This is a genomic window from Rhizobium tumorigenes (assembly GCF_003240565.2).
GTDB classification, from domain to species: Bacteria; Pseudomonadota; Alphaproteobacteria; order Rhizobiales; family Rhizobiaceae; genus Rhizobium; species Rhizobium tumorigenes.
The window spans coordinates 891,592-915,613 of the sequence record NZ_CP117255.1; the positions used below are offsets into that span (position 1 = coordinate 891,592).

General features: G+C 60.9%; 19 protein-coding genes. 8 read left to right on the forward strand and 11 right to left on the reverse strand.

Annotated elements, in window-relative coordinates; translation table 11 throughout:
- Positions 1 to 101: 101 nt before the first annotated feature.
- The gene (uvrC, locus tag PR017_RS04405) at positions 102 to 2,141 is read right to left on the reverse strand and encodes an excinuclease ABC subunit UvrC (protein WP_111220471.1); all 2,040 of its coding nucleotides are present in this window, start codon (positions 2,139 to 2,141) and stop codon (positions 102 to 104) included.
- On the reverse strand, positions 2,138 to 2,905 hold the full coding sequence (locus PR017_RS04410; RefSeq protein WP_111220472.1) for an SDR family oxidoreductase: 768 nt from the start codon (positions 2,903 to 2,905) through the stop codon (positions 2,138 to 2,140). The genes uvrC and PR017_RS04410 overlap by 4 nt, the downstream gene beginning before the upstream one ends.
- A 364-nt stretch (positions 2,906 to 3,269) precedes the next feature.
- Here PR017_RS04410 and PR017_RS04415 point away from each other — a divergent pair, with 364 nt between their 5' ends.
- Complete coding sequence (locus PR017_RS04415) at positions 3,270 to 3,902, forward strand: outer membrane protein (protein ID WP_111220473.1); 633 nt, start codon at positions 3,270 to 3,272, stop codon at positions 3,900 to 3,902.
- A 146-nt stretch (positions 3,903 to 4,048) separates the two neighbouring features.
- Here PR017_RS04415 and PR017_RS04420 read toward each other — a convergent pair whose 3' ends face one another.
- Complete coding sequence (locus PR017_RS04420) at positions 4,049 to 4,642, reverse strand: glutathione S-transferase family protein (protein WP_111220474.1); 594 nt, start codon at positions 4,640 to 4,642, stop codon at positions 4,049 to 4,051.
- A 30-nt stretch (positions 4,643 to 4,672) separates the two neighbouring features.
- On the reverse strand, positions 4,673 to 5,557 hold the full coding sequence (locus PR017_RS04425) for a 23S rRNA (adenine(2030)-N(6))-methyltransferase RlmJ (RefSeq protein WP_111220795.1): 885 nt from the start codon (positions 5,555 to 5,557) through the stop codon (positions 4,673 to 4,675).
- A 21-nt stretch (positions 5,558 to 5,578) separates the two neighbouring features.
- On the opposite strand from PR017_RS04425, the gene PR017_RS04430 reads away from it, so the two are divergent.
- From PR017_RS04430 to PR017_RS04440, 3 genes are all read left to right on the forward strand, one after another.
- Positions 5,579 to 7,762 (forward strand): molybdopterin oxidoreductase family protein, encoded by a 2,184-nt coding sequence (locus PR017_RS04430; RefSeq protein WP_111220475.1) that lies wholly within the window; start codon positions 5,579 to 5,581, stop codon positions 7,760 to 7,762.
- Positions 7,759 to 8,352: an NUDIX domain-containing protein gene (locus PR017_RS04435; protein WP_111220476.1), complete on the forward strand. Its 594-nt coding sequence runs from the start codon at positions 7,759 to 7,761 to the stop codon at positions 8,350 to 8,352. The genes PR017_RS04430 and PR017_RS04435 overlap by 4 nt, the downstream gene beginning before the upstream one ends.
- A 98-nt stretch (positions 8,353 to 8,450) precedes the next feature.
- Positions 8,451 to 9,629: an alpha-D-ribose 1-methylphosphonate 5-triphosphate diphosphatase gene (locus PR017_RS04440; protein ID WP_111220477.1), complete on the forward strand. Its 1,179-nt coding sequence runs from the start codon at positions 8,451 to 8,453 to the stop codon at positions 9,627 to 9,629.
- Positions 9,630 to 9,648: 19 nt separating this feature from the next.
- On the opposite strand, the gene purN is transcribed toward PR017_RS04440, so the two are convergent.
- Together purN and purM are read right to left on the reverse strand one after the other, a co-directional pair.
- Complete coding sequence (purN, locus tag PR017_RS04445; protein ID WP_111220478.1) at positions 9,649 to 10,338, reverse strand: phosphoribosylglycinamide formyltransferase; 690 nt, start codon at positions 10,336 to 10,338, stop codon at positions 9,649 to 9,651.
- On the reverse strand, positions 10,335 to 11,408 hold the full coding sequence (purM, locus tag PR017_RS04450) for a phosphoribosylformylglycinamidine cyclo-ligase (protein WP_111220479.1): 1,074 nt from the start codon (positions 11,406 to 11,408) through the stop codon (positions 10,335 to 10,337). Before purM ends, purN begins: the two co-directional genes overlap by 4 nt.
- A 218-nt stretch (positions 11,409 to 11,626) precedes the next feature.
- Here purM and PR017_RS04455 point away from each other — a divergent pair, with 218 nt between their 5' ends.
- The 4 genes from PR017_RS04455 to ppx all read left to right on the forward strand — a co-directional run bounded on the left by PR017_RS04455 (position 11,627) and on the right by ppx (position 17,270).
- Positions 11,627 to 12,757: an AI-2E family transporter gene (locus PR017_RS04455; RefSeq protein ID WP_111220480.1), complete on the forward strand. Its 1,131-nt coding sequence runs from the start codon at positions 11,627 to 11,629 to the stop codon at positions 12,755 to 12,757.
- A gap of 7 nt (positions 12,758 to 12,764) precedes the next feature.
- Positions 12,765 to 13,475, forward strand: coding sequence for a DnaA regulatory inactivator HdaA (gene hdaA / locus PR017_RS04460; RefSeq protein ID WP_111220481.1), 711 nt, complete (start codon positions 12,765 to 12,767; stop codon positions 13,473 to 13,475).
- A 62-nt stretch (positions 13,476 to 13,537) separates the two neighbouring features.
- Positions 13,538 to 15,739, forward strand: a complete 2,202-nt coding sequence (locus PR017_RS04465; RefSeq protein WP_111220482.1) for an RNA degradosome polyphosphate kinase — start codon at positions 13,538 to 13,540, stop codon at positions 15,737 to 15,739.
- A 10-nt stretch (positions 15,740 to 15,749) separates the two neighbouring features.
- On the forward strand, positions 15,750 to 17,270 hold the full coding sequence (ppx, locus tag PR017_RS04470) for an exopolyphosphatase (RefSeq protein WP_111220483.1): 1,521 nt from the start codon (positions 15,750 to 15,752) through the stop codon (positions 17,268 to 17,270).
- Positions 17,271 to 17,397: 127 nt separating this feature from the next.
- Here the strand turns inward: ppx and PR017_RS04475 are convergent, their stop codons facing one another.
- From PR017_RS04475 to PR017_RS04495, 5 genes are all read right to left on the reverse strand, one after another.
- Positions 17,398 to 18,756, reverse strand: a complete 1,359-nt coding sequence (locus PR017_RS04475; RefSeq protein WP_111220484.1) for an esterase-like activity of phytase family protein — start codon at positions 18,754 to 18,756, stop codon at positions 17,398 to 17,400.
- A 104-nt stretch (positions 18,757 to 18,860) separates the two neighbouring features.
- The gene (locus tag PR017_RS04480; RefSeq protein WP_111220485.1) at positions 18,861 to 19,934 is read right to left on the reverse strand and encodes an adenylate/guanylate cyclase domain-containing protein; all 1,074 of its coding nucleotides are present in this window, start codon (positions 19,932 to 19,934) and stop codon (positions 18,861 to 18,863) included.
- Positions 19,935 to 20,027: 93 nt separating this feature from the next.
- Entirely contained in the window at positions 20,028 to 21,173 is a 1,146-nt protein-coding gene (gene rnd, locus PR017_RS04485; RefSeq protein WP_111220486.1) for a ribonuclease D, read from the reverse strand.
- A gap of 83 nt (positions 21,174 to 21,256) precedes the next feature.
- On the reverse strand, positions 21,257 to 22,648 hold the full coding sequence (locus PR017_RS04490; protein ID WP_111220487.1) for a multicopper oxidase family protein: 1,392 nt from the start codon (positions 22,646 to 22,648) through the stop codon (positions 21,257 to 21,259).
- A 90-nt stretch (positions 22,649 to 22,738) separates the two neighbouring features.
- The gene (locus PR017_RS04495) at positions 22,739 to 23,977 is read right to left on the reverse strand and encodes an MFS transporter (protein ID WP_111220488.1); all 1,239 of its coding nucleotides are present in this window, start codon (positions 23,975 to 23,977) and stop codon (positions 22,739 to 22,741) included.
- Positions 23,978 to 24,022: the final 45 nt, after the last annotated feature.

Sequence of the window (24,022 nt, forward strand, 5' to 3'; positions counted from 1 at the left end):
TTCGTTGGAGCGTCCGGGTAGAATGACGGTCATTGCTCTATAGCGTCAATATTGTTTCAGTTTTTCCGCCGTCATTGCGTAGAATTTGCGACCTGCCGCTTTTATTTCGCGGCGTCGTCGTGAAAGTGATTGTAGACGATCTTCGCCACGGTCTCGGAAATCCCCTCGACGGCAAGCAGATCGGTGTAGCCGGCCCGCGAAACGGCCTTTGCCGTCCCGAAGTGCTGCAGCAGTGCGCGTTTGCGGGAAGGGCCGATGCCGCCGATTTCGTCGAGCGGATTCTTGACGAACTCTTTCTTGCGGCGTGCCCGGTGCGATCCGATGGCAAACCGGTGCGCCTCGTCGCGCAGGCGCTGAATGAAATAGAGAACCGGGTCGCGCGGAGGGAGGGTGAAGTTGTCACCGGACGGCGGAAAGAATCGTTCTCTGCCCGCCTCGCGGTCAACGCCCTTGGCGACGCCGATGGCAATGACGCTATCGGTGATGCCGAGTTCGTCGAGAATCGCCCGCACAGCCGTCATCTGTCCCTGGCCGCCGTCGATCAGGATGATGTCCGGCCACGCCGGAAAGGGCAGGTCGACCGCATCCTCGCTCTGCGCCTTGGTCCGGTCCGGCAGGCCTTCCTCTTTCAACAGGCGCGAAAAACGCCGCATCATCACTTCGCGCATCATGCCAAAATCGTCGCCGGGCGTGATCTCCGTCGATTTGATGTTGAACTTGCGGTACTGGCTTTTGACAAAACCTTCCGGTCCGGCAACGACCATGCCGCCAACGGCATTGGTGCCCATGATGTGCGAGTTGTCGTAGATCTCGATGCGCTGCGGCACATAGGGAAGCTTGAAGGTCTCCTTGAAGCCTTCGAGAAGCCGCGACTGCGAGGCGGTCTCGGCCAGCTTGCGGCCATGCGCCTCGCGGGCATTGCCGACGACGTGGTCGACCAGGTCCTTCTTCTCGCCGCGCTGCGGCACCAGGATGGCAATCTTGTAGCCGGCCTTTTCCGACAGCGCCGCCGCCAGGAGCTCGATTTCCTCGACCGTCTCCGACAGCAGGATCTGGCGCGGCACCGGCTTGTCGTCGTAAAACTGCGCCAGGAACGAATTCAGTACTTCGGCACCTGAGAGCGATGGGTCGGCGCGCGGAAAATAGGCCCGGTTGCCCCAGTTCTGGCCGGTGCGGAAGAAGAACACCTGGATGCAGGATATGCCGCCCTCGTGGTGGATGGCGAAGATGTCCGCTTCCTCGACGCCGGCCGGGTTGATGCCCTGATGGCTCTGCACATGCGACAAAGCCGAAAGCCGATCGCGATATACGGCGGCGCTTTCGAAATCGAGGTTCTCGGCCGCCACGTTCATCGCATCGGCAATGTGCGATTTGACGTTCTGGCTTTTGCCCGACAGAAAATCCTTGGCTTCCTGCACCAGTTCGCCATAGCCGTCGTCGCTGACTTCGTGGGTGCAGGGGGCGGAACAGCGCTTGATCTGGTGCAGCAGGCAGGGCCGGGTACGCGTCTCGAAGACGCTGTCCGTACAGGTGCGGATCAGAAAAGCGCGCTGCAGCGAGTTGATCGTCCGCCCCACGGCACTGGCCGAGGCAAAGGGGCCGAAATAGGCGCCCTTACGACTGCGCGCGCCACGATGCTTGAAAATGGCGGGTGCCCGATGATCACCGGTAATCAGGATATAGGGAAAGGATTTGTCATCGCGCAGCAGCACGTTGTAGCGCGGCCGCAGCCGCTTGATGAGGTTGGCCTCCAGCAGCAGCGCTTCGGTTTCGGTGCGGGTCGTGACGAACTCCATGTTCGCCGTCTCGCGGATCATCTTGGCGATCCGGTTCGAGTGGCCGCGACCGAGAGCGTAGTTGCTGACGCGCTTCTTCAGGCTGCGGGCCTTGCCGACATAGAGCACGTCGCCCGCCTCGTTGAACATGCGATAGACGCCCGGCGCATTCGGCAGCCGCTTGACGAACTCGCCGATGAGTTCGGCGCCCTTCAGCCCGGTCTCGTTCTTTCCGCCTTCGTTCCAGTCGACGGCAACAGTCAGGGCAGGGACGGCGATGCCGCCGCCCTCTACCTCGATGTCGTCGTCGGTATCGTCCGATTCGTCGTAGAGAACGCCGCCCTCGGGCAGCTTTCTGGCATTCATTCAGCGGTCTCCGGCACGTCAGGCGTCTCCCAGGCCAGATGCTGGCCTCCATCCAGGGCAATCATTTGGCCCGTGATCGAAGGCGTGTCAAAAAGAAAGCGGACCGCCCGGCCGAATTCATCGAGCCCCGGGCCTGCCTTCAGCAGCAGGCCGTCGATCTGCGCCTGGAAATCCTCCGGCGCCTGCCGGCTGCTGGCAAGTGTCGGGCCCGGCCCGATCGCGTTGACCCTGATTCGCGGCGCAAAAGACTGGGCGAGGGTTTGAGTGGCCGTCCAGAGCGCCGCCTTGGAAAGCGTGTAGGAATAGAAACGCGGATTGAGAGCCCAGACCCGCTGGTCGATGATATTGACGGTCAGTCCGGGCACACTCACCGGAAGTTGGCGGGCAAATTCGGCCGCCAGGATGGAGGGTGCCCGGACATGCACCGCGAAATGCGCCTCGAATGCCTCCGCATCGAAGGCGTCAGCCGTATCCGAGCGGAAGGTCGAGGCATTGTTGATCAGGAGGTCCAGTGGCCCGAGGGCCGAAACCGTCCGTTCGACAAGGCTTGAGACCTCGTTATTATTTTGCAGGTCGGCCTTGACTGCAATTGCCTTTATGCCACGAAGCCTCAATTCCGCCGCCAAGGCTTCCGCCTCGACCATCGATGTATCTGCGTGAATTGCAATATTGAATCCGTTAGACGCGAGATCCCGGGCCATTGCACTGCCTATCCGGCGGGAAGCGCCGGTGATCAGCGCGGTTCGGAGTTTGTTATCGGTCAAAGTGTCGCCTTTTCACTGCGTTGGTCGGATCAGCACTTATATAGGGAGCCGATAGACCATAGGAAGCCACTCCGATGCAGGGTTGGGCGAGGCGAATGTTCTAGGTAAATCTTGAGATATATTTGAGTAAAATTAAGTATAGTCTCTTTAATAATTTGTTATGGTTAACGATTGTCCTGTGGCGTTAAAGCAACATCGAATTTCAGCCATTCGGTTGCCACAATGATTTCACAATTTAGCTCTTCCAAATCCGCAATTGCATTCCAATTTACAGTCATCCGGGAGGGAATATCCAGGAATTGCTCGGACCGTTCGAACGCTAGGACAGTAGGCGACGGAACGAGATTATTAGGAGAATAAAAGTATGCGTAACATCATCACGACCCTCATGGCTTCGGCTTTCGTTATCGGTGGTTTCTCGGCTGCTATGGCTGCCGACGCTGTCGAACAGATTCCTCAGCCTCCCGTCGCTCAGGACGCCCCCCAGGTCAGCAACTGGGCCGGCTTCTACCTCGGCGCGGCTGGCACCTACAACATGGGCAAGATCAAGGGCCAAGGCGGCAGCGCTGACGCTTTTGGCGGCCAGGTCTACTCGGGCTACAACTGGCAGGACGGCCAGATCGTATACGGTGTCGAAGGTGACGTAGGCTACTCCGGTGCCGACAGCACGAAGAACGGCATCACAGGCAAGAACGAAACCAACGGTTCGGTTCGTGCTCGCCTCGGCTATGACTTCAACCCCTTCATGCTGTACGGCACGGCCGGTGTCGCTGCAGGCCAGAACAAGATGTCCGACGCGACTTCTTCTGACAAGAAGACGGCTGTCGGTTGGACGGTTGGTGCTGGTGCCGAAACGATGGTTACCAACAACATCTCTGCCCGCCTCGAATATCGCTACACCGACTACGGCAAGAAGAACTTCGATCTCGACTCCGGCAGCGTATCGCGCGGCTACGACGAAAATAGCGTCAAGGTCGGTATCGGCTACAAGTTCTAAGACTTGGTCTGATGTTACGGAGGAAGCCGGGTTCGCCCCGGCTTTTTTTCGTTTCTAGGCCTGTGAGAAGGCAAGGTCGGCAGCGAAACCCTGCCGTTTGCTATCGCGCCAGCCAATCTTGACCGGGGCGGCGGCGTCAAAACCTCCTACTGCGGCTTCAATTCCGGAAATGCTGGAAAGCGCTTTTCGAAGTCACGCAGCCAATAGATCAGTGCCTTGTGATCGTCTTCCCACTCTCCGGCGAATCGCAGCTGCAGGTAACCCAGCATCGCAGCCATGGCAAAATGGCCGCCGTTCAGCTTGCGGCCGATCTTCGGTGTGTCTTCGTTGAGGTAGGTAAGCGCTCGCAGGGCCTTGGCCCACTGGCGGTCGATCCACGGCTGGAACACCTTCTCTTCCGTGCGGAAACGCCGCTCGTAGATGATCGACAGCAGGCAGTCGCATGTCCCGTCGCAGAGTGCCTCGAGGACATCGGCCTTGGTGCGCTTGGCCTGGCTGCCGGGATAAAGCCGCTTGCCTTCCATCCGCCCGAAATAATGGTTGATGCCGCGGCTGTCGAAGACAGAAAGACCGTCGTCGGTAATCAGTGTGGGAATTTTACCGAGCGGGTTGTTGTCGAGGAGAATTGCAGGGCCGGCATTGGTGTCGACGTTGATCTCGATGAGCTTGATGTCCAGATAGCGCGCCGTCATCCTGACCTTGGACGAGTATGGCGATGTCGACGAGCAGAGGAGCTTCATGGCTGTCTTTCCTGAACGGGAAGGGAACTCTCAGATGTCTTCGTTGGCATCGGGCTTGCGGCTCGGCTGTTCGCCGCGCAGCCAGAAGGCCCGGTTGGAGGAAAAACGGTCCTGTGCCAGGATATCCTTCAACACCGGCAACAGGGCGTGCAACTCGTCCTTGAGCGTGAAGGGCGGATTGACAACGATCAGGCCGGAACCTGACAAGCCGGTGAAATCGCGTTCGGTGCGCACGGCAAGTTCGGCACACAGCATTTTCGGGATCTCGAGCGCCTGTAGCGCCTCGTGAAACGCCTTGATCGGCGCATCCTTCTTCAGCGGATACCACAGGCAATAGGTGCCGCCTGGAAAGCGGCGATAGGCGCGCGCCAGACCATCGACCAGCCGGTCATATTCGCCTTCGATTTCGAATGGCGGGTCGACAAGCACGATGCCGCGCTTTTCCTTCGGTGGGAGATGGGCGCCGAGCGCCAACCAACCGTCGAGTTCCGTGACGCGCACCTGGTGGTCGCCCTCGAACAGCCGGTGCAGCCGGCTGGCGTCTTCCGGGTGCAGTTCCATCGCCGACAGGCGGTCCTGCGGCCTGAACAGCAGGCTCGCCAGCTTCGGCGAGCCGGGATAGAATTGCAGCCCGCCATCCGGATTGAGTGCATTGACGGCTGTGAGGTACGGCTCGAGCAGTTCGGCCGCCTGGGCTGGCAGGTCGGCGGCCATCACCCGGCCGATGCCATCCAGCCATTCGCCGGTCTTCTGGGCTTCCTCCGACGACAAATCGTAAACGCCGATCCCGGCATGGGTGTCGAGCAGCCGGAAGGCTTTGTCCTTCGCCTGCATGTAGCGGACAAGCCGCGCCAGGACCGCATGCTTGAAAACATCGGCGAAATTGCCCGCATGGTAGATGTGCCGATAATTCATTTTCGGTGATGCCTGCATGAAATGTTGCGATGCACCGGTTTTGCTCTTTTTGCCGGCCTCGCCTTGAAATATACAGTTGCGATGAACATTGCGACCCCCATTCCGGCAAAAGCGAGAATCGGCCACACCGCCTGTCCGCACGACTGTCCGTCCACTTGCGCCCTCGACGTCGAGATTTCCGAGGATGGCCGCATCGGTCGTGTTCGCGGTTCAGGCGATCATTCCTACACAGCAGGCGTCATCTGCGCCAAGGTCGCCCGCTACGCCGAGCGGCTCTACCATCCCGACCGGCTGATGAAGCCGGTGCGCAGGCTTGGGGCCAAGGGCGAGGGGCGCTGGGGAGACATTTCCTGGGAGGCGGCGCTGGATGAGATCGCCAACGCCTTTGTCAAGGCGGAGGCGAAGGACGGAAGCGAAGCCATCTGGCCTTATTTCTACGCCGGCACCATGGGCTGGGTGCAGCGCGATTCGATCGAGCGTTTGCGCCATGCAAAGCGCTATTCGGGGTTCTTTTCGTCGATCTGCACCAACCCGGCCTGGACCGGTTTTACCATGGCGACCGGCGTGTTGCGCGGTCCCGACCCGCGCGAGATGGGGCGTACCGATTGCGTGGTGATCTGGGGCACCAATGCTGTGGTCACCCAGGTCAATGTCATGACCCACGCGATCAAGTCGCGCAAGGAACGTGGCGCCAAGATCGTCGTCATCGATATCTACGACAATCCGACGATGAAGCAGGCGGACCTTGCGCTGATCGTCAAGCCAGGCACCGACGCAGCGCTTGCCTGCGCGGTCATGCACATCGCCTTCCGTGACGGCTATGCCGACCGCGCGTATATGGCAAAATACGCCGACGATCCGGCTGGCCTCGAGGCACATCTGAAGACCCGCACCCCGGCATGGGCCGCCGACATTACCGGGCTGACGGTCGAGGAGATCGAGGCTTTCGGTGCGCTCGTCGGCCGCACGAAGAAGTCCTATTTCCGCCTCGGCTACGGCTTTACCCGCCAGCGCAACGGCGCCATCGCCATGCATGCGGCAGCCTCGATCGCCACCGTGCTTGGCTCCTGGCAATACGAGGGCGGCGGCGCCTTCCATTCCAACAGCGATATCTTCCAGATGAGCAGCGCCGAACTGACCGGCCGCGCCATGAAGGACGAGGATATCCGGATGATCGACCAGTCGCAGATCGGCCGGGCGCTGACGGGCGATGCCGAAGCCCTTCGCCATCGCGGCCCGGTCACCGCGATGCTGATCCAGAACACCAATCCGGTCAATATCGCGCCCGAGCAGCGGCTGGTGAAGCGCGGCTTTGCCCGCGACGACCTGTTTGTCGCCGTCCACGAGCAATTCATGACCGACACGGCATCGATGGCCGATATCGTCCTGCCGGCGACGATGTTCGTCGAGCACGACGACATCTATCGCGCCGGCGGCCAGAACCACATCCTGCTCGGCCCAAAACTGGTCGAGCCGCCGGAAACGGTGCGCAGCAATCTGTTCGTGATCGAGGAACTCGCCAAACGCCTCGGCGTCGCCGACCGCCCGGGGTTCGGCTTCACGGCCCGTGAAATGGTGGACCGCATCTTGGCCGATAGCCAACTTCCGGATTACGACTATTTTCTCGAGCACAAGTGGTTCGATCGCCAGCCGGATTTCGACAAGGCGCATTTCATCGACGGCTTTGCTCATCCCGACGGCAAGTTTCGCTTCCGGCCGGACTGGAGCAATCAGCCTGCGCCGAACCGTCCGCCCAAATCGATCGGCCTGCTCGGTCCGCATGCGGAATTGCCGACCTTTCCTGATCAGGTCGACGTGATCGAGGTCGCTGATGTCGAGCATCCTTTCCGGCTGGCGACATCGCCGGCCCGAAACTTCCTGAACTCCAGCTTTGCCGAGACCAAGACCTCGCGACAGAAGGAAGGTCGCCCGGAAGTCATGATCAATCCGAGCGATGCGCAAGCCCATGCCATCGCTCATGGCGACCTCGTGCGTATCGGCAATGTCAGGGGCGACATCCGCCTTCATGCCCGCATAACCACAGAGGTTAAGCCGGGCGTACTGATTGCCGAGGGACTTTGGCCAAATAGCGCCCATGTCGACGGCGAGGGGATCAATGTCCTGACTGGGGCCGATCCTGTCGCGCCCTATGGCGGCGCTGCCGTCCACGACAACAAGGTCTGGCTGCGCAGGGATGCCCAATGACGAAGTTTGACAAAGCCGGCGTGGCAATCGTCGCGCAGACCACGCTGTCGAAGGGCTGGACCGAACTCAGCAGCTACGACATCGACTACACCGCCTCGGATGGAGCAACCCACCGCCTGAAGCGCGAGATCTACCATCGCACCCCTGCGGCCACGATCCTGCTCTACGATCCCCACAAGGAGACTGTCGTGCTCGTCCGCCAGTTCCGCCTTGCTGCCCATCTGAACGGCGACCCCGGCTGGATGATAGAGACGCCGGCCGGCCTTCTCGACGGCGAGGAGCCGGAGGCGGCCATTCGCCGCGAGGCGATGGAGGAAACGGGATATCGCGTGCGGGACGTCAGGTTCCTGTTCAAGGCCTATATGGCACCGGGTGCAGTGACCGAGGTCGTCCACTTCTTCGCTGCCGTCATCGACACCGGCGATCGCTTGTCGGAAGGCGGTGGACTGGTCGAGGAGCACGAGGATATCGAGGTCATGGAAGTGCCGCTATCGGAGGCGCTGTCGATGATAGAGACCGGCGCCATCATCGATGGCAAGACGATTATGCTGTTGCAATGGGCCGGGTTGAACCGCGACCGTCTCGTCTGAGTGCTTCCGCTCATTCGGTCGCCGACGTTCATGCAACGGTCATCGACCACGGTTAAGGGCTGCGCCTCGACATGCCGGCATACGCCAAGGAGATTCCCATGTGGCTCAACAATTTCAAGCTCGTCCTTGCCGATGAAGTGATCGACAACGGCGCCGTCCGGATCGATGACGGGGCGATTGCCGAGATCAGGGCAGAACCCGTGGAGGAAGCCACATTCGAAGGCGGCGGAAGGTTGCTGATGCCCGGTTTCGTCGACCTGCACGGCGACATGATCGAGCGCGAGATCGCGCCGCGGCCGAATGCGATGATGCCGATCGATTTCGGTATCCACGAACTCGACAAGAAGCTGGCGGCCTCGGGAATCACCACCGCCTACGCCGCGCTGTCATTCGCGACCGAAAGCGTCTACGGCCATATCCGCTCGCTGGAAAATACCCGCGCCATCATCGAGGGCATCCATCGTCTGAAGGCTGGCCTGCTCGTCGATCACCGCGTCCATGCCCGCTACGAAATCACCAACCTCGCAGCCTCGCCGGTGCTCGAAAAGCTCATCGAGGACGATCTCATAGACATGGTGTCGCTGACCGACCACACGCCAGGCCAGGGACAGTACAACGACGTCGAAGCCTATAAGGAGCGGATGTCCGCGCAGCGGGGAATTTCGGCAGAGGCTGCGGCCGAAGTCGTCGCCCTGCGCGTCGAACGGCGCAACAATCCCGAGGTTGACAAACGGCTGCGCGAGATCACCGATCTGTCGCTGAAGCACCGCATCTCGCTCGCCTCCCATGATGACGACAGTGCGGCCAAAGTGGTCGAGATGAACGGTTTCGGCATCACCATCAGCGAGTTTCCGGTGACGCTCGAAGCTGCAGAGGAAGCCCGTCGGCTCGGGCTGTGGACGCTGATGGGTGCCCCGAATGCACTGCGTGGCCTGTCGATGATCGGCAACCTCAGTGCGCTCGATGCCGCCCGCGCCGGACTGCTGACCATCATTGCTGCCGATTACCATCCGGCCGCGTTCCTGTCCGCGACTTTCAAGATCGCCGATGCGTTGGAGGGCAACCTTTCTGCAGCCGTCGCAATGGCAACCCGTAATCCGGCGCGTGCAGCAGGCCTGATGGACCGGGGCGAGATTGCTGTCGGGCAGAAGGCCGATCTGATCGCCGTTGAGCCCGGTGCCGTGCCGCGTGTCCGGGCAACATTCCGCAATGGCCGCGTGGTTTACAGCGACGGCACGCTGCATCCGCTCCACCTGCATCCGGCGCTGGTCGCCTGAAAGCGGGAAAAGCCGCCTGTCAGGCCTTGTCGGGATCAACCAGCAGGGCGATCAGCTTCTTCAGCGCGGGTGGGATCAGCGTTCCGCCGGCCTCGTTGGTGGTGACGGTGACGCCTTTTTCCATCCGCACTTTGCCCTCGGCAATCAGTCTGAGCGCGAGGGGATAGAGCTGGTGCTCGATGGTGAGCACCCTGGCAGCCAGCGTCTGTGCGTTATCGTCGACCAGCACCGCGACCGAACCCTGGCCGATGACCGGGCCTTCATCCATGCCTTCGGTGACGAAATGCACGGTACAGCCGACGATCTTCATACCGGCGTCCAGCGCCCGCTGGTGGGTGTTCAGGCCGGGAAACAGTGGCAGGAGGGAGGGGTGGATATTGATGATCCGCCCCTTGTAGCGCTTGATGAAATCGCCGGTCAGCAGCCGCATGTAGCCGGCAAGGCAGATGATGTCTGGTTGAAGCTCGTCGAGCCGCTCAAGAATGGCCGCTTCATGGGCTTCCTTGCTTTTGAAGTCGACACGCGGGATGGCGAAGGCCGGGATACCTTCCGCTTGCGCCTTGGCAAGGCCAGCGGCCTCGGCCCGGTCGGAAATGACGCCGACAATTTCGGCAGCATAGTCAGGCGCCTGTGCCGCCTTGATCAGCGACATCATGTTGGAACCGGTGCCGGAGATGAAGATGACGGCGCGTTTGCGCATTTCGCTCATAGGGCGAGGGTTCCTTTGTAGACGGTGCCTGCAGCGCCCTCGGCACGAGCGATCATCCGGCCGAGAACGATAACGCTTTCGCCTTCAGCCTCGAGGGCTTGCGTGACGCGATCGACATTCTCGCCTGCAACGACGACGATCATACCGACGCCGCAGTTGAAGGTGCGCAGCATCTCGTTAGCCTCGACGCCACCGGTCTTGGCCAGCCACGAGAAGACGGGCGGCACCCTGACGGCGGAAAGATCGATCTCGGCGGCAAGGTTCTTCGGCAGCACGCGCGGTATGTTTTCCGGAAAGCCGCCACCCGTGATGTGGGCCAACGCCTTCAGCGCACCGGTCTCGCGGATCGCCTTCAGCAGTGGCTTGACGTAGATCCGGGTCGGCGTCAGCAGCGCCTCGCCGAGGGTCTTTCCCTCTGCAAACTGGGCAGGCGCATCCCATGCGAGGCCGGACAGCGTGACGATCTTGCGGACCAGCGAGAAGCCGTTCGAATGGACGCCGGAGGAGGCAAGTCCGAGAATGACGTCGCCTTCGGTGATATCGCGCGTCGGCAACAATTGGTGGCGCTCGGCAGCACCGACGGCAAAGCCGGCGAGATCGTAGTCGCCATCCGAATACATGCCCGGCATTTCAGCCGTCTCGCCGCCGAGCAACGCGCAACCTGCCTCGCGGCAGCCGGCAGCAATGCCTTCGACGATGGCTGCTCCCTGGTCGGTGTCGAGCTTGCCGGTAGCAAAATAATCGAGGAAGAACAAGGGCTCTGCGCCCTGGACGACCAGATCGTTGACGCACATGGCGACGAGATCGATGCCCACGGTGTCGTGATAATTGGCGTCGATGGCGATCTTCAGCTTGGTGCCGACGCCGTCATTGGCAGCGACCAGGATCGGGTCGGTAAAGCCTGCGGCCTTCAGGTCGAACAGGCCGCCGAAACCGCCGATTTCGCCATCCGCACCGGGCCGGCGCGTCGAGCGCACCGCGGGCTTGATTTTCTCGACGAGGAGGTTGCCGGCATCTATGTCGACGCCTGCGTCGCTATAGGTAAGGCCGTTTTTTCCCGACTGGCTCATGCTGCGTCTCCGGTCGGCGCTCTTGCGCCCTGGCAATAGGGTTTTGACCGGGTCGCCATTGCATGGCAAGTCTCTTTATGCAAGGCGTTGGCGATCAAACCCCCGATTTTCGCCGACCGTCGCCCGATCCCGCCATTGCCCGTTATCATCTTGACGCTAGTTGAGCGGCTATCCTATGTGCTAATTCAACGTCACCAGCAGCAAAGATCAGGAATATCATGGAGCAACAACCATCGAGCGTCACCGATCTGAAGCGGCAGGTCTTTTTCTGGCTCGCGATCCTTGCTTTCTTCATTGCCTTCCTTTTCCTGTTCAGCTCGATCCTGCTGCCCTTCATCGCCGGCATGGCCATCGCCTATTTTCTCGATCCGGTCGCCGACTGGCTTGAGCGTCGCGGTCTCAGCCGAACCATGGCGACCCTCGTCATCCTCGTCGTTTTCGTGCTGATCTTTGCGCTGGCGCTGACGATTCTGATCCCCATCATCGTCAACCAGTTCAACGACTTTCTCCAGCATTTGCCGGGCTACGTGGAGCAGTTCCAGCAGTTCATCACCAACACCCAGAACTCGATCGTGCCGCAGTGGATCCGCAATCAGGCAGGCACGATCAAGGACAACATCTCGACGATCATGTCGGATGGCGTCAGCTTCGTTGCCGGACTTTTTGGGCAGCTCTGGAGCTCCGGCAAGGCGCTGGTCAACATCGTCTCGCTGATGGTCGTCACACCCGTCGTTGCCTTCTACATGCTGCTCGATTGGGATCGCATGATTGCCAAGGTCGATGCCTGGATCCCGCGCGAGCATGTCGGTTCCGTCCGCCAGATCGCCCGCGAGATCGATCAGGCAATCGCCGGCTTCATCCGTGGCCAGGGGTCGTTGTGCATCATTCTTGGCGTCTACTACGGCGTGGGCCTGTCGCTGGTCGGCCTGAACTTCGGTCTGCTGATCGGCATGTTTGCGGGTATGATCAGCTTCATTCCCTATGTCGGTTCCTTGGTGGGCCTGTTTCTCGCCGCCGGCGTCGCGCTGGTGCAGTTCTGGCCTGATTATCCCTGGATCGCGCTGGTGCTGGCCGTCTTTTTCACGGGCCAGTTCCTCGAGGGGAATATCCTGCAGCCGAAGCTGGTGGGCTCGAGCGTCGGCCTGCATCCGGTCTGGCTGATGTTTGCCCTGTTTGCCTTCAGTATAATGTTCGGCTTTGTCGGACTGCTGATCGCCGTGCCGGCAGCGGCCGCCTGTGGCGTGCTTGTCCGCTTCGCCCTTTCGCGGTATCTTGAGAGCGACCTTTACCATGGACGCACGCTGATCCTGCCGGCGCGCAAGGTTATTGACAGCAACATCGAGAAATAAAGCGACCATGAGCGATGTGAGGAAGGCTGATCCGAGGCGCCGCGGCGCCGAGCAGCTGCCGCTGGCATTCGTTCACGATGCCGCCAGCGGCCGCGACGACCTGCGCGTATCCGCACGGCTGCAGGCAGCCGTTGCCATCGTCGACAGCTGGCCCGCCTGGCCGTCGCCCGTGGTCATCCTCGCAGGCCCCGTCGGCTCCGGCAAATCCCATCTTGCCAGCATCTGGCGCGAGCAAAGCGGCGCCGTCGAGATCCACCCCCTCAAGGGGGGGCATGCCGCGCTTGCAGCGGCTGCGGGACCGGTGATCTTCGAGGATGCGGACAGAGCGGGCTTCGACGACACCGAACTCTTCCATGTTATCAACAGCGTCCGCGAAAACCGCACCAGCCTGATGATCACAAGCCGGCTGTGGCCGATCTCCTGGCCGGTGACACTTCCGGACCTGATCTCGCGTCTCAAGGCGGCAACGACCGTCGAGATCGGCGAGCCCGATGAGGAGTTGCTGTCGCAGGTCATCGTCAAGCTGTTCGCCGACCGCCAGCTTTATATCGATGACAAATTGGTCCTGTATATCGTCGGCCGCATGGAGCGTTCGCTTGGCGCCGCCCAGACCATTGTCGACCGGCTGGATCGCCTGGCCTTGTCTCGCGGCACCCGCATCACGCGAGGACTCGCGTCTGAGGTATTGAATGAATTGGGCAATTTCGATTCAATGTGATTGACTGTGACAGTTTCTTCGTCAAATTGATGTCCAACGCAGACAAACAGGGGCAAGTGCATATGGAGTCTTCAGTCGCAGAACTTCCGGAGGAAGGCGAACCGGAGATCGTTGCGAAGCCGCCGATCAGCGATCTGATGAACAGTCCGGAACGCTTCATCAACCGCGAGTTTTCGTGGCTGCAGTTCAATCGGCGCGTCCTAGAAGAGACCTTGAACACCGCCCATCCGCTGCTCGAACGCGTGCGCTTCCTGTCGATCTCGGCCGCCAACCTCGACGAGTTCTTCATGGTCCGCGTCGCAGGCCTCGAAGGCCAGGTGCGCCAGAACATCGTCGTGCGCAGTCCTGATGGCAAGACTCCGGCCGAGCAGCTGAACGACATCCTGAGGGAGATCGACAACCTGCAGATGGAGCAGCAGGCCTCGCTCGCCGTCCTGCAGCAGTACCTTGCCAAGGAAGACATTCTCATCGTCCGTGCGGCTGCGCTGTCCGAGGCTGACCGCCAGTGGCTCGCCAACGAATTCGACCAGTCGATCTTTCCCGTGCTGACGCCCCTGTCGATCGACCCGGCCCATCCCTTTCCGTTTATCCCCAATCTAGGCTTTTCCATCGCCCTGCAGCTGAACAGCATGCGCGGCCATGAAGCGATGACGGCGCTGCTGCGCCTGCCGCCGGCGCTCGATCGCTTTATCCGTCTGCCGGACGCTAATGGCGTCATTCGCTACATCACGCTTGAGGACGTGGTGAACATCTTCATCCATCGTCTCTATCCGGGTTACGAGGTACAGGGATCCGGCACCTTCCGGCTTATCCGTGACAGCGACATCGAGGTTGAGGAAGAGGCCGAAGACCTGGTGCGGTTCTTCGAGACGGCGCTGAAGCGTCGCCGTCGCGGTTCGGTCATCCGCATCGAGACCGATTCCGAAATGCCTGCCCCGCTACGACACTTCGTCGTGACGGCGCTCAGTGTGCCGGACAATCGTGTTGCCGTGCTGCCCGGTCTGCTGGCGCTGAACACGCTGTCCGAAATCACCAAGGCGCCGCGTGAAGACCTGCGCTACCAGCCTTACAATGCCCGCTTCCCGGAGCGCGTGCGCGAGCATGCGGGCGACTGTTTTGCTGCCATCCGCGAGAAGGACATGGTGGTCCACCATCCTTACGAATCCTTCGACGTCGTCGTCCAGTTCCTGATCCAGGCGGCGCGCGACCCGGACGTGCTGGCGATCAAGCAGACGCTGTACCGAACCTCCAACGACAGCCCTATCGTTCGCGCCCTGATCGACGCTGCGGAAATGGGCAAGTCGGTGACTGCGTTGGTCGAACTCAAGGCTCGTTTCGATGAAGAGGCCAATATCCGCTGGGCGCGCGACCTCGAGCGCGCCGGCGTGCAGGTCGTCTTCGGCTTCATTGAATTGAAGACCCACTCTAAGATGTCCCTGGTCGTCCGTCGCGAGGAGGGCAGGCTGCGCAGCTACTGCCATCTCGGCACCGGCAACTACCACCCGATCACCGCCAAGATCTATACCGACCTTTCCTACTTCACCTGCAACCCGAAGATCGCCCACGACATGGCGAACATCTTCAATTTCATCACCGGTTATGGCGAGCCGGCCGAGAGCATGGAGATCGCGGTTTCGCCCTATACGCTGCGCTCGCGTATCCTCAAGCACATCGAGCAGGAAATCGTTCACGCAGGCGAGGGGCGTCCTGCCGCGATCTGGATGAAGATGAATTCGCTGGTCGACCCCGAGATCATCGATGCGCTCTATCGCGCCAGCTATGCAGGCGTCGAGATCGACCTCGTCATTCGCGGCATCTGCTGCCTCAGGCCGCAGGTGGCCGGGCTTTCCGACAATATCCGCGTCAAGTCGATCGTCGGCCGCTTCCTCGAGCACAGCCGCATCTTCTGCTTCGGCAACGGTCATCGCCTGCCATCGGACAAGGCTCTGGTCTACATCGGATCTGCCGATATGATGCAGCGAAATCTCGACCGGCGCGTCGAAACGCTGGTGCCACTTCTTAACCCTACAGTACACGAGCAGGTTTTGTCGCAGATCATGCTCGGCAACCTGATTGACAACCAGCAGAGCTACGAGATATTGCCCGACGGTACCTCCAGGCGCATGGAAGTGCGCAAGGGGAAAGAGCCGTTCAACGCGCAGCAGTATTTCATGACCAATCCGAGCCTGTCCGGGCGCGGCGAGGCCCTGAAGTCCAGTGCGCCGAAACTCATTGCCGGCCTGTTGTCGCGCCGGAAGTCATAGCTGGAATCGCATGGTGGAATCAGAAGCTCAGGGGCGCCTTCCCGGAATTGCCCCCGTTTCCGTCGTCGACATCGGCTCAAATTCCGTGCGGCTTGTCGTCTATGAAGGCCTGTCGCGTTCGCCGACGATCCTGTTTAACGAAAAGGTCCTCTGCGGCCTCGGCAAGGGTCTGGCGCTAACCGGCAAGATGGACGAGCAGAGCGTGCTGCGCGCGCTGGCAGCGCTGCACCGTTTTCGGGCTCTATCCGACCAGGCACGCGCCCGTACCATGTATGTGTTGGCGACAGCGGCTGCCCGCGAGGCCAGCAATGGCCCCAACTTCATCCATCAGGCGGAAACCATTCTGGGCCGCAAGGTGCGCGTGCTGTCGGGCGAGGAGGAGGCGCTTTTCTCCGCCTATGGCATCATCAGCGGTTTCCACGCTGCGGACGGAATTGCCGGTGATCTCGGCGGCGGATCGCTGGAATTGATCGACATCAAGGGAAACAAGTTCGGCCAGGGGATCACCCTGCCGCTCGGCGGATTGCGACTGTCCGAATATGCCGACGGGTCGCTCGCCAAGGCGCATACCTTTGCCCGCAAGCACGTCCGCACCGCAAAACTGCTCGGCGGTGGCGAGGGACGCACCTTCTATGCGGTCGGCGGCACCTGGCGTAACATTGCCAAGCTGCACATGCAGGTCCGCGATTATCCGCTTCACATGATGCAGGGCTATGAATTGCCGCTCGACGAGATGCTGCGCTTTCTCGATCAGGTGGCCGTCGCCAAGGACAGCAAGGACCCGATCTTCCAGTCCGTCTCGAAGTTTCGGCGCTCGTTGCTGCCCTATGGCGCCATTGCGCTGCAGGAAGTCCTGCTGGCAATGAAGCCGGCGCGTATCTCGTTCTCGTCGCAGGGCGTGCGCGAGGGCTATCTCTATTCGCTGCTCAACGAGCACGAGCGCCATGCCGACCCCCTGCTGGCCGCTGCCGGAGAACTCGCCATCTTGCGCGCCCGTTCGCCGGAGCACGCGCGGGAGCTTGCAGACTGGACGGGTCGCATGATGCCCTTCTTCGGGGTCAATGAGACCGAGGAAGAAAACCGCTATCGCCAGGCTGCGTGCCTGCTGGCCGACATCAGCTGGCGTGCCCATCCCGACTATCGCGGCCTGCAGGCGCTCAACGTTATCGCCAACTCCTCCTTCGTCGGCATCACCCATGCCGGTCGTGCATTTCTCGCCCTCACTAGCTATTACCGCTACGAGGGCCTGAGCGACGACAGCGCCACCGGTCCGCTGGCGACGATCGCGACGCCTCTCTTCATCGAGCGTGCCAAGCTGCTGGGCGGCCTTCTGCGCGTCGTCTATCTGTTTTCGGCGTCAATGCCTGGCGTCGTCAGGAACCTGACATTCCAGCGGTCGAGAGATCCGGATGTCGACCTCGACTTCGTGGTTCCACCGGAATATCGCGATTTTGCCGGCGAGCGCCTCGACGGGCGCCTGCAGCAACTCGGCAAACTCACCGGCAAGCGCCTGGCCTTCCGCTTCGAATAGTATCGTCTTTTCCTTCTCCCCGTCGGAGAGATATGCCGAGGCGATGAGGGGAGCCGCAACTTCCGGCGCCGCCCCTCATCTGTCCTTCGGATATCTTCTCCCCCGCTAGGGAGAAGACAGGTTCAACTTACTTCGCGTTCAGGAACTCGCCGACCTCGAGAAGTACGAACTCGTTGTCGTCAGCCTTGCCGAGTGTCCGGCCGGAAGAGAACGGCAGGTTGTTGTCGTTGCCAACGATGATATGGGTCGCATCGACCCGGTCGACATTCTCGATGGTCACGAACGGCATGTCGTAGAAACCTTCGCCGCCGCCCTGGCGCTTCTTGTTGTTCGGGTCGGCAATGTCCATCAAGTCGATATAGCCAATCTTGCGCACGGCCTTTCCGACGTTTTCTTCGGTCATTTCGATCTTGTAGACGCGCTTGTGCTTGGCGGCGACGGCAAAGCAATCGGGCTTTGGCGTCTTCGGATCGGCGCAGACCTTGTCGCCCGTGCCGGCGCCGTTGTCGCGTTCGATCACCAGCCCGGTGCTGGCATCGAGCATGTTGAAATCGCCGATCGATTCGCCGCCGGGCGAGAACGGGTATAGCCAGGAACGTCCGGTCCAGTTTTTCGCAGTGACGTCGAGTTCGATGATCCGCAGTGCCGGCTGACCGTCGACCTTCTCCACAGACCCGTCGTCCTGATAGAGCGCGCCTTCCAGCAGAGCATAAAGCTTTGTGCCGTCCGGCGACTTCGCAAGCCCTTCAAAGCCACGCGAGCGAGCAAGATTAAAGGCTGGCAGCTTGAGTGTGGGGTTGGCCGGCAGCGAGATCGTCGGATTGTCAGGTGACTTGACCGGCTTGCCGTTGACGACGGTGGATATCACGTCGGTCAGTCGGCCCTCGGTGTCGAAATGCAGCATATAGGGACCGAATTCCTCGCCCGTCCAGAAACCGTCGGCCACGGGCTGGATCGATTCGACGTCGAAATCAGCACCGGTAAGGTAGCGCTTCTCGGCGCCTTCGAGAACGATCGGGAAGGGCGCCTTCTTGTCCGGGTCGGAGAGGAAGACTGTCTTCAGAAGCTCGACCTTGCCGCTGTCCCAGTTGAACTTGAGGTGGTGATACATCAGCGCTGCATCGCTGGAATTCGCCTTCGAGCCGAAACCATTGTCGGAGAGGCTCCAGAAGGTGCCATCCGGCATGGTCTTGATGCCGGAGAAACCCTGCACTGCCTGGCCATCGAAGGGCAGCGCGAGATCTGTTTTTACCAAGCCGTCCATGCCGGGAACACTGCCAAGAGCCGTTGCCCGCTTGCGATCCGGCGTGGTGAACTTACCTTCCGTCTTCAGGAAGTCGGGCGCATCGGCAGGCGCTGCAATGATCGTGTTGGCAGGCAGAATGGCCTGCGCAGTCAGGGTTGCCGGAAAGGCTTTCTCCTCGGCGAAAGCCTGAGACGACATCAATAGGGAAAGCGCCACGGAGGCGTAAAGGATTTTGGTCATAATTCTCACCAGTTCCGGTCGGGATTGACACCCGAGGAGTTACGGTGAGATCGTGTCTGGGAGATTATACTCGGATTAAGTTTTGATGACAGAGAACCACAACTTCAGGACGCTTTCCCGAGATTGAGCGAAAGCTGCGATGGCGGGTGGGCAATTCCATCGCCAAGGTCGGTCAGAGCGACGACCCCCACCTCCCGGCCACGTCCCTTGACGGCATGGTTGCCGAGATATTCGGCATGGATGCCTCTGGGCAATGTCATGAGGTCGGCAAGGTCGGATGAGATCAGGACATGCCTGTCCAGCGTCTTCGAAAGGCCCTCGAGGCGGGCCGTGGTGTTCACTGTATCGCCAAAATAGGTGATCTTGTGACGATCGACGCCGATTTCGGCTGTTATCACCGAACCGCCGTGCAGCGCTGCTCGCAGACGCGGGACCTGGCCATAGACCTTCAGCCAGACATCCTTGTTCTTTTCGATGTTCGCGAAAATATCGAAAAGGCAACGGACGCAGCATCCGTCCTTGATGCCGCGTTTCAGCGGCCAGGTGACGATGGCAGCATCGCCGATGTAATCGTCTATGGCACCGTTATGGCGGCGGATCTGTTCGGCGAATGTCCCGAACAGCGAGCCGAGATACTGCTGCGTCCTGAGGTCGCCATGTTGCTCTGCAAAGGCCGTGGAGCCGACCAGATCGATAAACAGAAAGACCCGCTCCTCCGGCACCGGGTTGCGGTAGCGGCCTGTCAGCAAACTGATGAAGACGTCGCGGCCCAGCAGCTCGCGGACGCGCATGATGAATACCATCAGGGCAGTGACCGACAGCGCATAGACCAGAACCTCGGCGGACAGGATGGTCGCCTCCGCCCAGCTCCCATTGGTGATGCCCGTGATTTTCAGGAGGCTGCCGGAAATCGCATAGCCGACGCTGATGAGGGCAAGGTCGATCAGCAGCGCGATCGGAATATAGGCCGGTGTCGGCAGCCGGTGGACGCGATAGTAAAGACCGGGCAGCACCAGTCCACGCTCAAAGACCAGCACAGGCATGCCGGTCGTCAGGGCAAAGATAGCGCCGATATAAAAGTGCGATTCGGGATAGAAAGCCGCGCCGTAAAAAACACCGGACAACGCAACGACGGCAGCGATAGCAAGCCAGTTCAACGCCGTGGGCAGAGTTCGCATGGTTCGTTCCGACAGGCTGATGACAGACGTCTGCCGTTATTGATCCCGCCCAACTGCTGCGGTCAAGCCTTTTCGGTCCGAAGACGGTCCCCGCTAGATGGCGATCGTCTCTACCTTCTTGTCGACAAACCGCAGCGCGACCTCGCCCTTGATAAGTTTCAGCGCGGTATCGCCGAACAAGTCCCGACGCCAGCCGGAGAGCGCCGGTACGTCGGCCTTGTCGCCTTCGGCAGCGATCCGCTCGATGTCTTCGCTGTTGGCGATCACTTTCGGCGCAACGGCGTTCTTTTCCGCAATCAGCTTCAAAAGAACCTTAAGTAGCTCGGCAGCAGCAGCTGTTCCTTCCGGGGCCTGCGTGTGGCGCGGCACATGCGGCATGTCGGCCTTGGGCATGTCCAGCGCGGCGTTGATCGCTTCCAGCACCGCGCCGCCGGCCGACGAGCGTTCCCAGCCCTTCGGCACGGTACGCAGGCGGCCGAATGCCTCCACGTCGCGCGGCTGCTGCTGGGCGATCTCGTAGATCGCATCGTCCTTCAGCACCCGCGAGCGCGGCACGTTGCGGCTGCGCGCCTCGCGCTCGCGCCAGGCGGCCACGTATTTCAGCACGGCCAGTTCCTGCGGCTTGCGCAGCCGCATCTTCAGCCGCTGCCAGGCATCGTCAGGATGAAGGTCATAGGTGTCGCGTGATTCGAGGATCGCCATTTCCTCGGCAAGCCAGGAGGCGCGGCCTTCGCGTTCCAGTTCGTCACGTAGAAAAATATAGACGTCGCGCAGATGGGTGACGTCGGCAAGCGCGTAGTCGAGCTGCTTTTCAGTTAGCGGACGGCGTGTCCAGTCGGTAAAGCGCGAGGTCTTGTCGATCTGAATGTTTTTGATGCGGCTGACGAGCTGGTCGTAGGAGACCGAGTCGCCGAAGCCGCAAACCATCGCTGCAATCTGCGTGTCGAACACCGGATGCGGGATCAGGTTTCCGCGATTGTAGATGATTTCGATGTCCTGGCGCGAGGCATGGAATACCTTCAGCACCGACGTGTCGGCCATCAGCGCGAAAAACGGCGCAAGATCGATGCCGGGCGCCAACGGGTCGACGATCACCTCGGTTGTCGGGCTCGCCATCTGTATCAAGCAAAGCACCGGCCAGAAGGTCGTCTCGCGAAGAAATTCGGTATCGATGGTGATGAATTCTGACTTGGCCAGCTCTTGGCAGGCCGCCTCTAGTTCGGCGGTAGTTACGATCATTTGGACACATTCATACGAAATTAGTTCTTGAACCTTCCTTTCCCTTTCGCTTCGATATGTCAATAAGCTGACGTGCCCGAAGGCTAAACGACCCGCAGATAGCTGGTCATGCCAGTCTTTTGATGCTCGATGATGTGACAATGCAGCAGCCAGTCGCCGGGATTGTCTGCGACGAAGCCAAGCTGGACCTTTTCGTTCGGCTGAATGAGATAGGTGTCGGAGACGAATGGCTGGACAGCTCCGGTGGTCGAGGAAAGTACCGTGAAGCTCATGCCATGCAAGTGGATGGGGTGCGAGTGCGGCGTCAGGTTCTCCATGTCGAAGACGTAGCTCTTGCCGAGCTTCAGTTCCGAGAGCGGGGCGGTCGGATCAGGCGTGTCGCCCGGCCATGGCACCTTGTTGATCGCCCAGAAACTGTAGCCGAGCGAGCCACAGATGCTGTCAGTGGACGTATCCTCCGCCGTCGCGCTGAGGATGATCGGGATATGCTCCGCAGCCCCGACATCGGCTCTGGCCACTGGGTTTGCGGCCAGCGGCGCCAGATCGCCCATGTCGCGCTTGAGCGAGCTACCGACCGCCTTCAGCGTCGCCAGCGTCTTCGGGCTGGTGCCATGGATATCCTCGAGGGTAACCAGCGTCCCTTCGCTGTCCGGCATGCGGATCGCCAGTTCCAGCCGCTGGCCCGGCCCGAGCTGCAGCACGTCGAGAGGAAAGCGCTTTGGCACCGGATTGCCGTCGATGGCAATGACCGCGGCCTCTGCGCCGGCGATCTTGAACGAAAATATCCGCGTCACGTCGGTAATCGCCAGCCGCAGCCTGACGAGGCCGCCGGCGGGCGCGTCGTATTGCGGTTCGACCTGCCAGTTAGCCGAGCGTACCGTGCCGTAGGTTCCGGATCGTGCCGCGTCGCGCGGCTTGAACTGGGCGATGAACTGTCCGTCGCCACCAAGCCGCCAGTCGCGCAGATTGACGACGATCTCGGCATCGAACTGCGGATCCTTCGGATTGTCGACGACGATCACCCCGGTCATGCCGTGACCCATCTGGATCAGGGTGTTGCAATGGGGATGATACCAGAAGGTGCCGGCATCCGGCGGCGTGAAGGCATAGTCGAATTTTTCGCCGGTATAGACATAGGGCTGCGTCAGGAACGGCACCCCGTCCATGGCGTTGGGGATGCGCATTCCGTGCCAGTGGATGGTGGTCGGCTCGTCGATGCCGTTGATCAGCCGTGCCGCAAAGGGTGCGCCCTGGCGCATGCGCAACACCGGCGGCATGCCGGCGGCACCATAGGTCAGCACGTCCCTTGTCATCTCGGTGCCGGTGATGTTGGCCTGGATCTTGTTCGCCTTCAGGATAACCGGTTCCGGCGCTGCCTCGGCATGTCCGAAGCGGCCCGCCAGACCCATGCCGACACTGTAAACGCCGGCGACGGCTGAAGCCTTGATGAGATTGCGGCGGGTGAAGACGGCCATGCTACGCTCCGGACGGGGTCGAACCGGTCCTGTTTAAAGTTGAGCGCACTGTTCAGCAATAGCACCTATTTGGCCAACTGCCGCAGTCACCTATTGTTTATCGCGCTCGGAAGGCGGTGTGGCCAGCTTGTTGAAGTAGGTGGAGGTGCGCAGCAGATTGCGGAAGCGCAGGCGCCGCCGCTCGGTCGGGACGCCCTCGCGCACTGTCATGCGCTGCAGCGTGTAGAGCATGAAGAAAAACAGAACGGCGGCCATGTAGGCAAACAGCACGCGCGGGCCGAACCTGTCGAGCATGAAGGCTGCAAACATCGGCCCGACGATGGCGCCGACCGACCAGAAAAACAGTGTGCCTGCGGAGACCAGTGCATGTTGGCCCTTGGCGGCATGGTCGTTGGCGTGGGCCGAGCAGAGCGAGTAGAGCGGCATGCAGAAAGCGCCGAACATAAAGATGCCGATAAAATTGCGCCATTCGCTGCTGCCAGCGACAAGCGCCAGGAACAGGCAGCCTACGAGCCCCCCGATGGATGAGACGAGGATGATCAGCCGCCGGTCGAGCCTGTCGGAATAGGCGCCTAGCGGATATTGCAGCACGATACCGGCAAAGATCCCGACGCTCATGAAGGTTGCGATCCCCGTCACCGACAGGCCTATGCCCTGCGCATAGACCGGACCCAGCGAGCGGAACACCGAGTTTGTCAGCCCAACGACGACGCAGCCGACGGTGGCGAGCGGCGATATCCGCCACAGCGTCTTGATATCGAAGCGGATGGCCTCCGGTGCGCCCGGGCTCGAGCGGTCGGCAAAGGAGATCGGCACCAGCGACAGGCTGAGCGCCATCGAGATGATGGCAAACAGCTGGAACCCGTCGATGCCGACGGATGGTATAAGATATTGCGCCAACGTCACCGAGCCCAGGTCGACGAAACGATAGACCGACAGCGTGCGCGCCCGGTTGGAGTTGGTCACGCGGGCGTTCAGCCAGCTTTCGACAACGGCAAAAAGCCCTGCAAAACACAGGCCCTGCACGAGCCGCATGCTGAACCAGAACCATGGCACGATCAGCAGCACCATGGCGATCGACGCCGCCGATGCGATGGCGGCCAGCGCCGAGAAGGCGCGGATATGGCCGATAGAGCGGATGATGCGGGTGACATAGACGCAGCCGATGGCAAAGCCGATATTGTAGCCGGTGCCGACGAGCCCGATGGTCGAAGCCGAAAAGCCTTCGTGCAGTGCGCGCAGCGAAATGAACGTCGCCTGCAGACCGTTGCCACCGATCAGGATACCGGCCGTGACGAGCAAAGGAATAAGGGGTCGGATCTGGCTCATCGGGGAGGCCTGCAAACGAATCGAACCACGACCGCGACCGGCCCG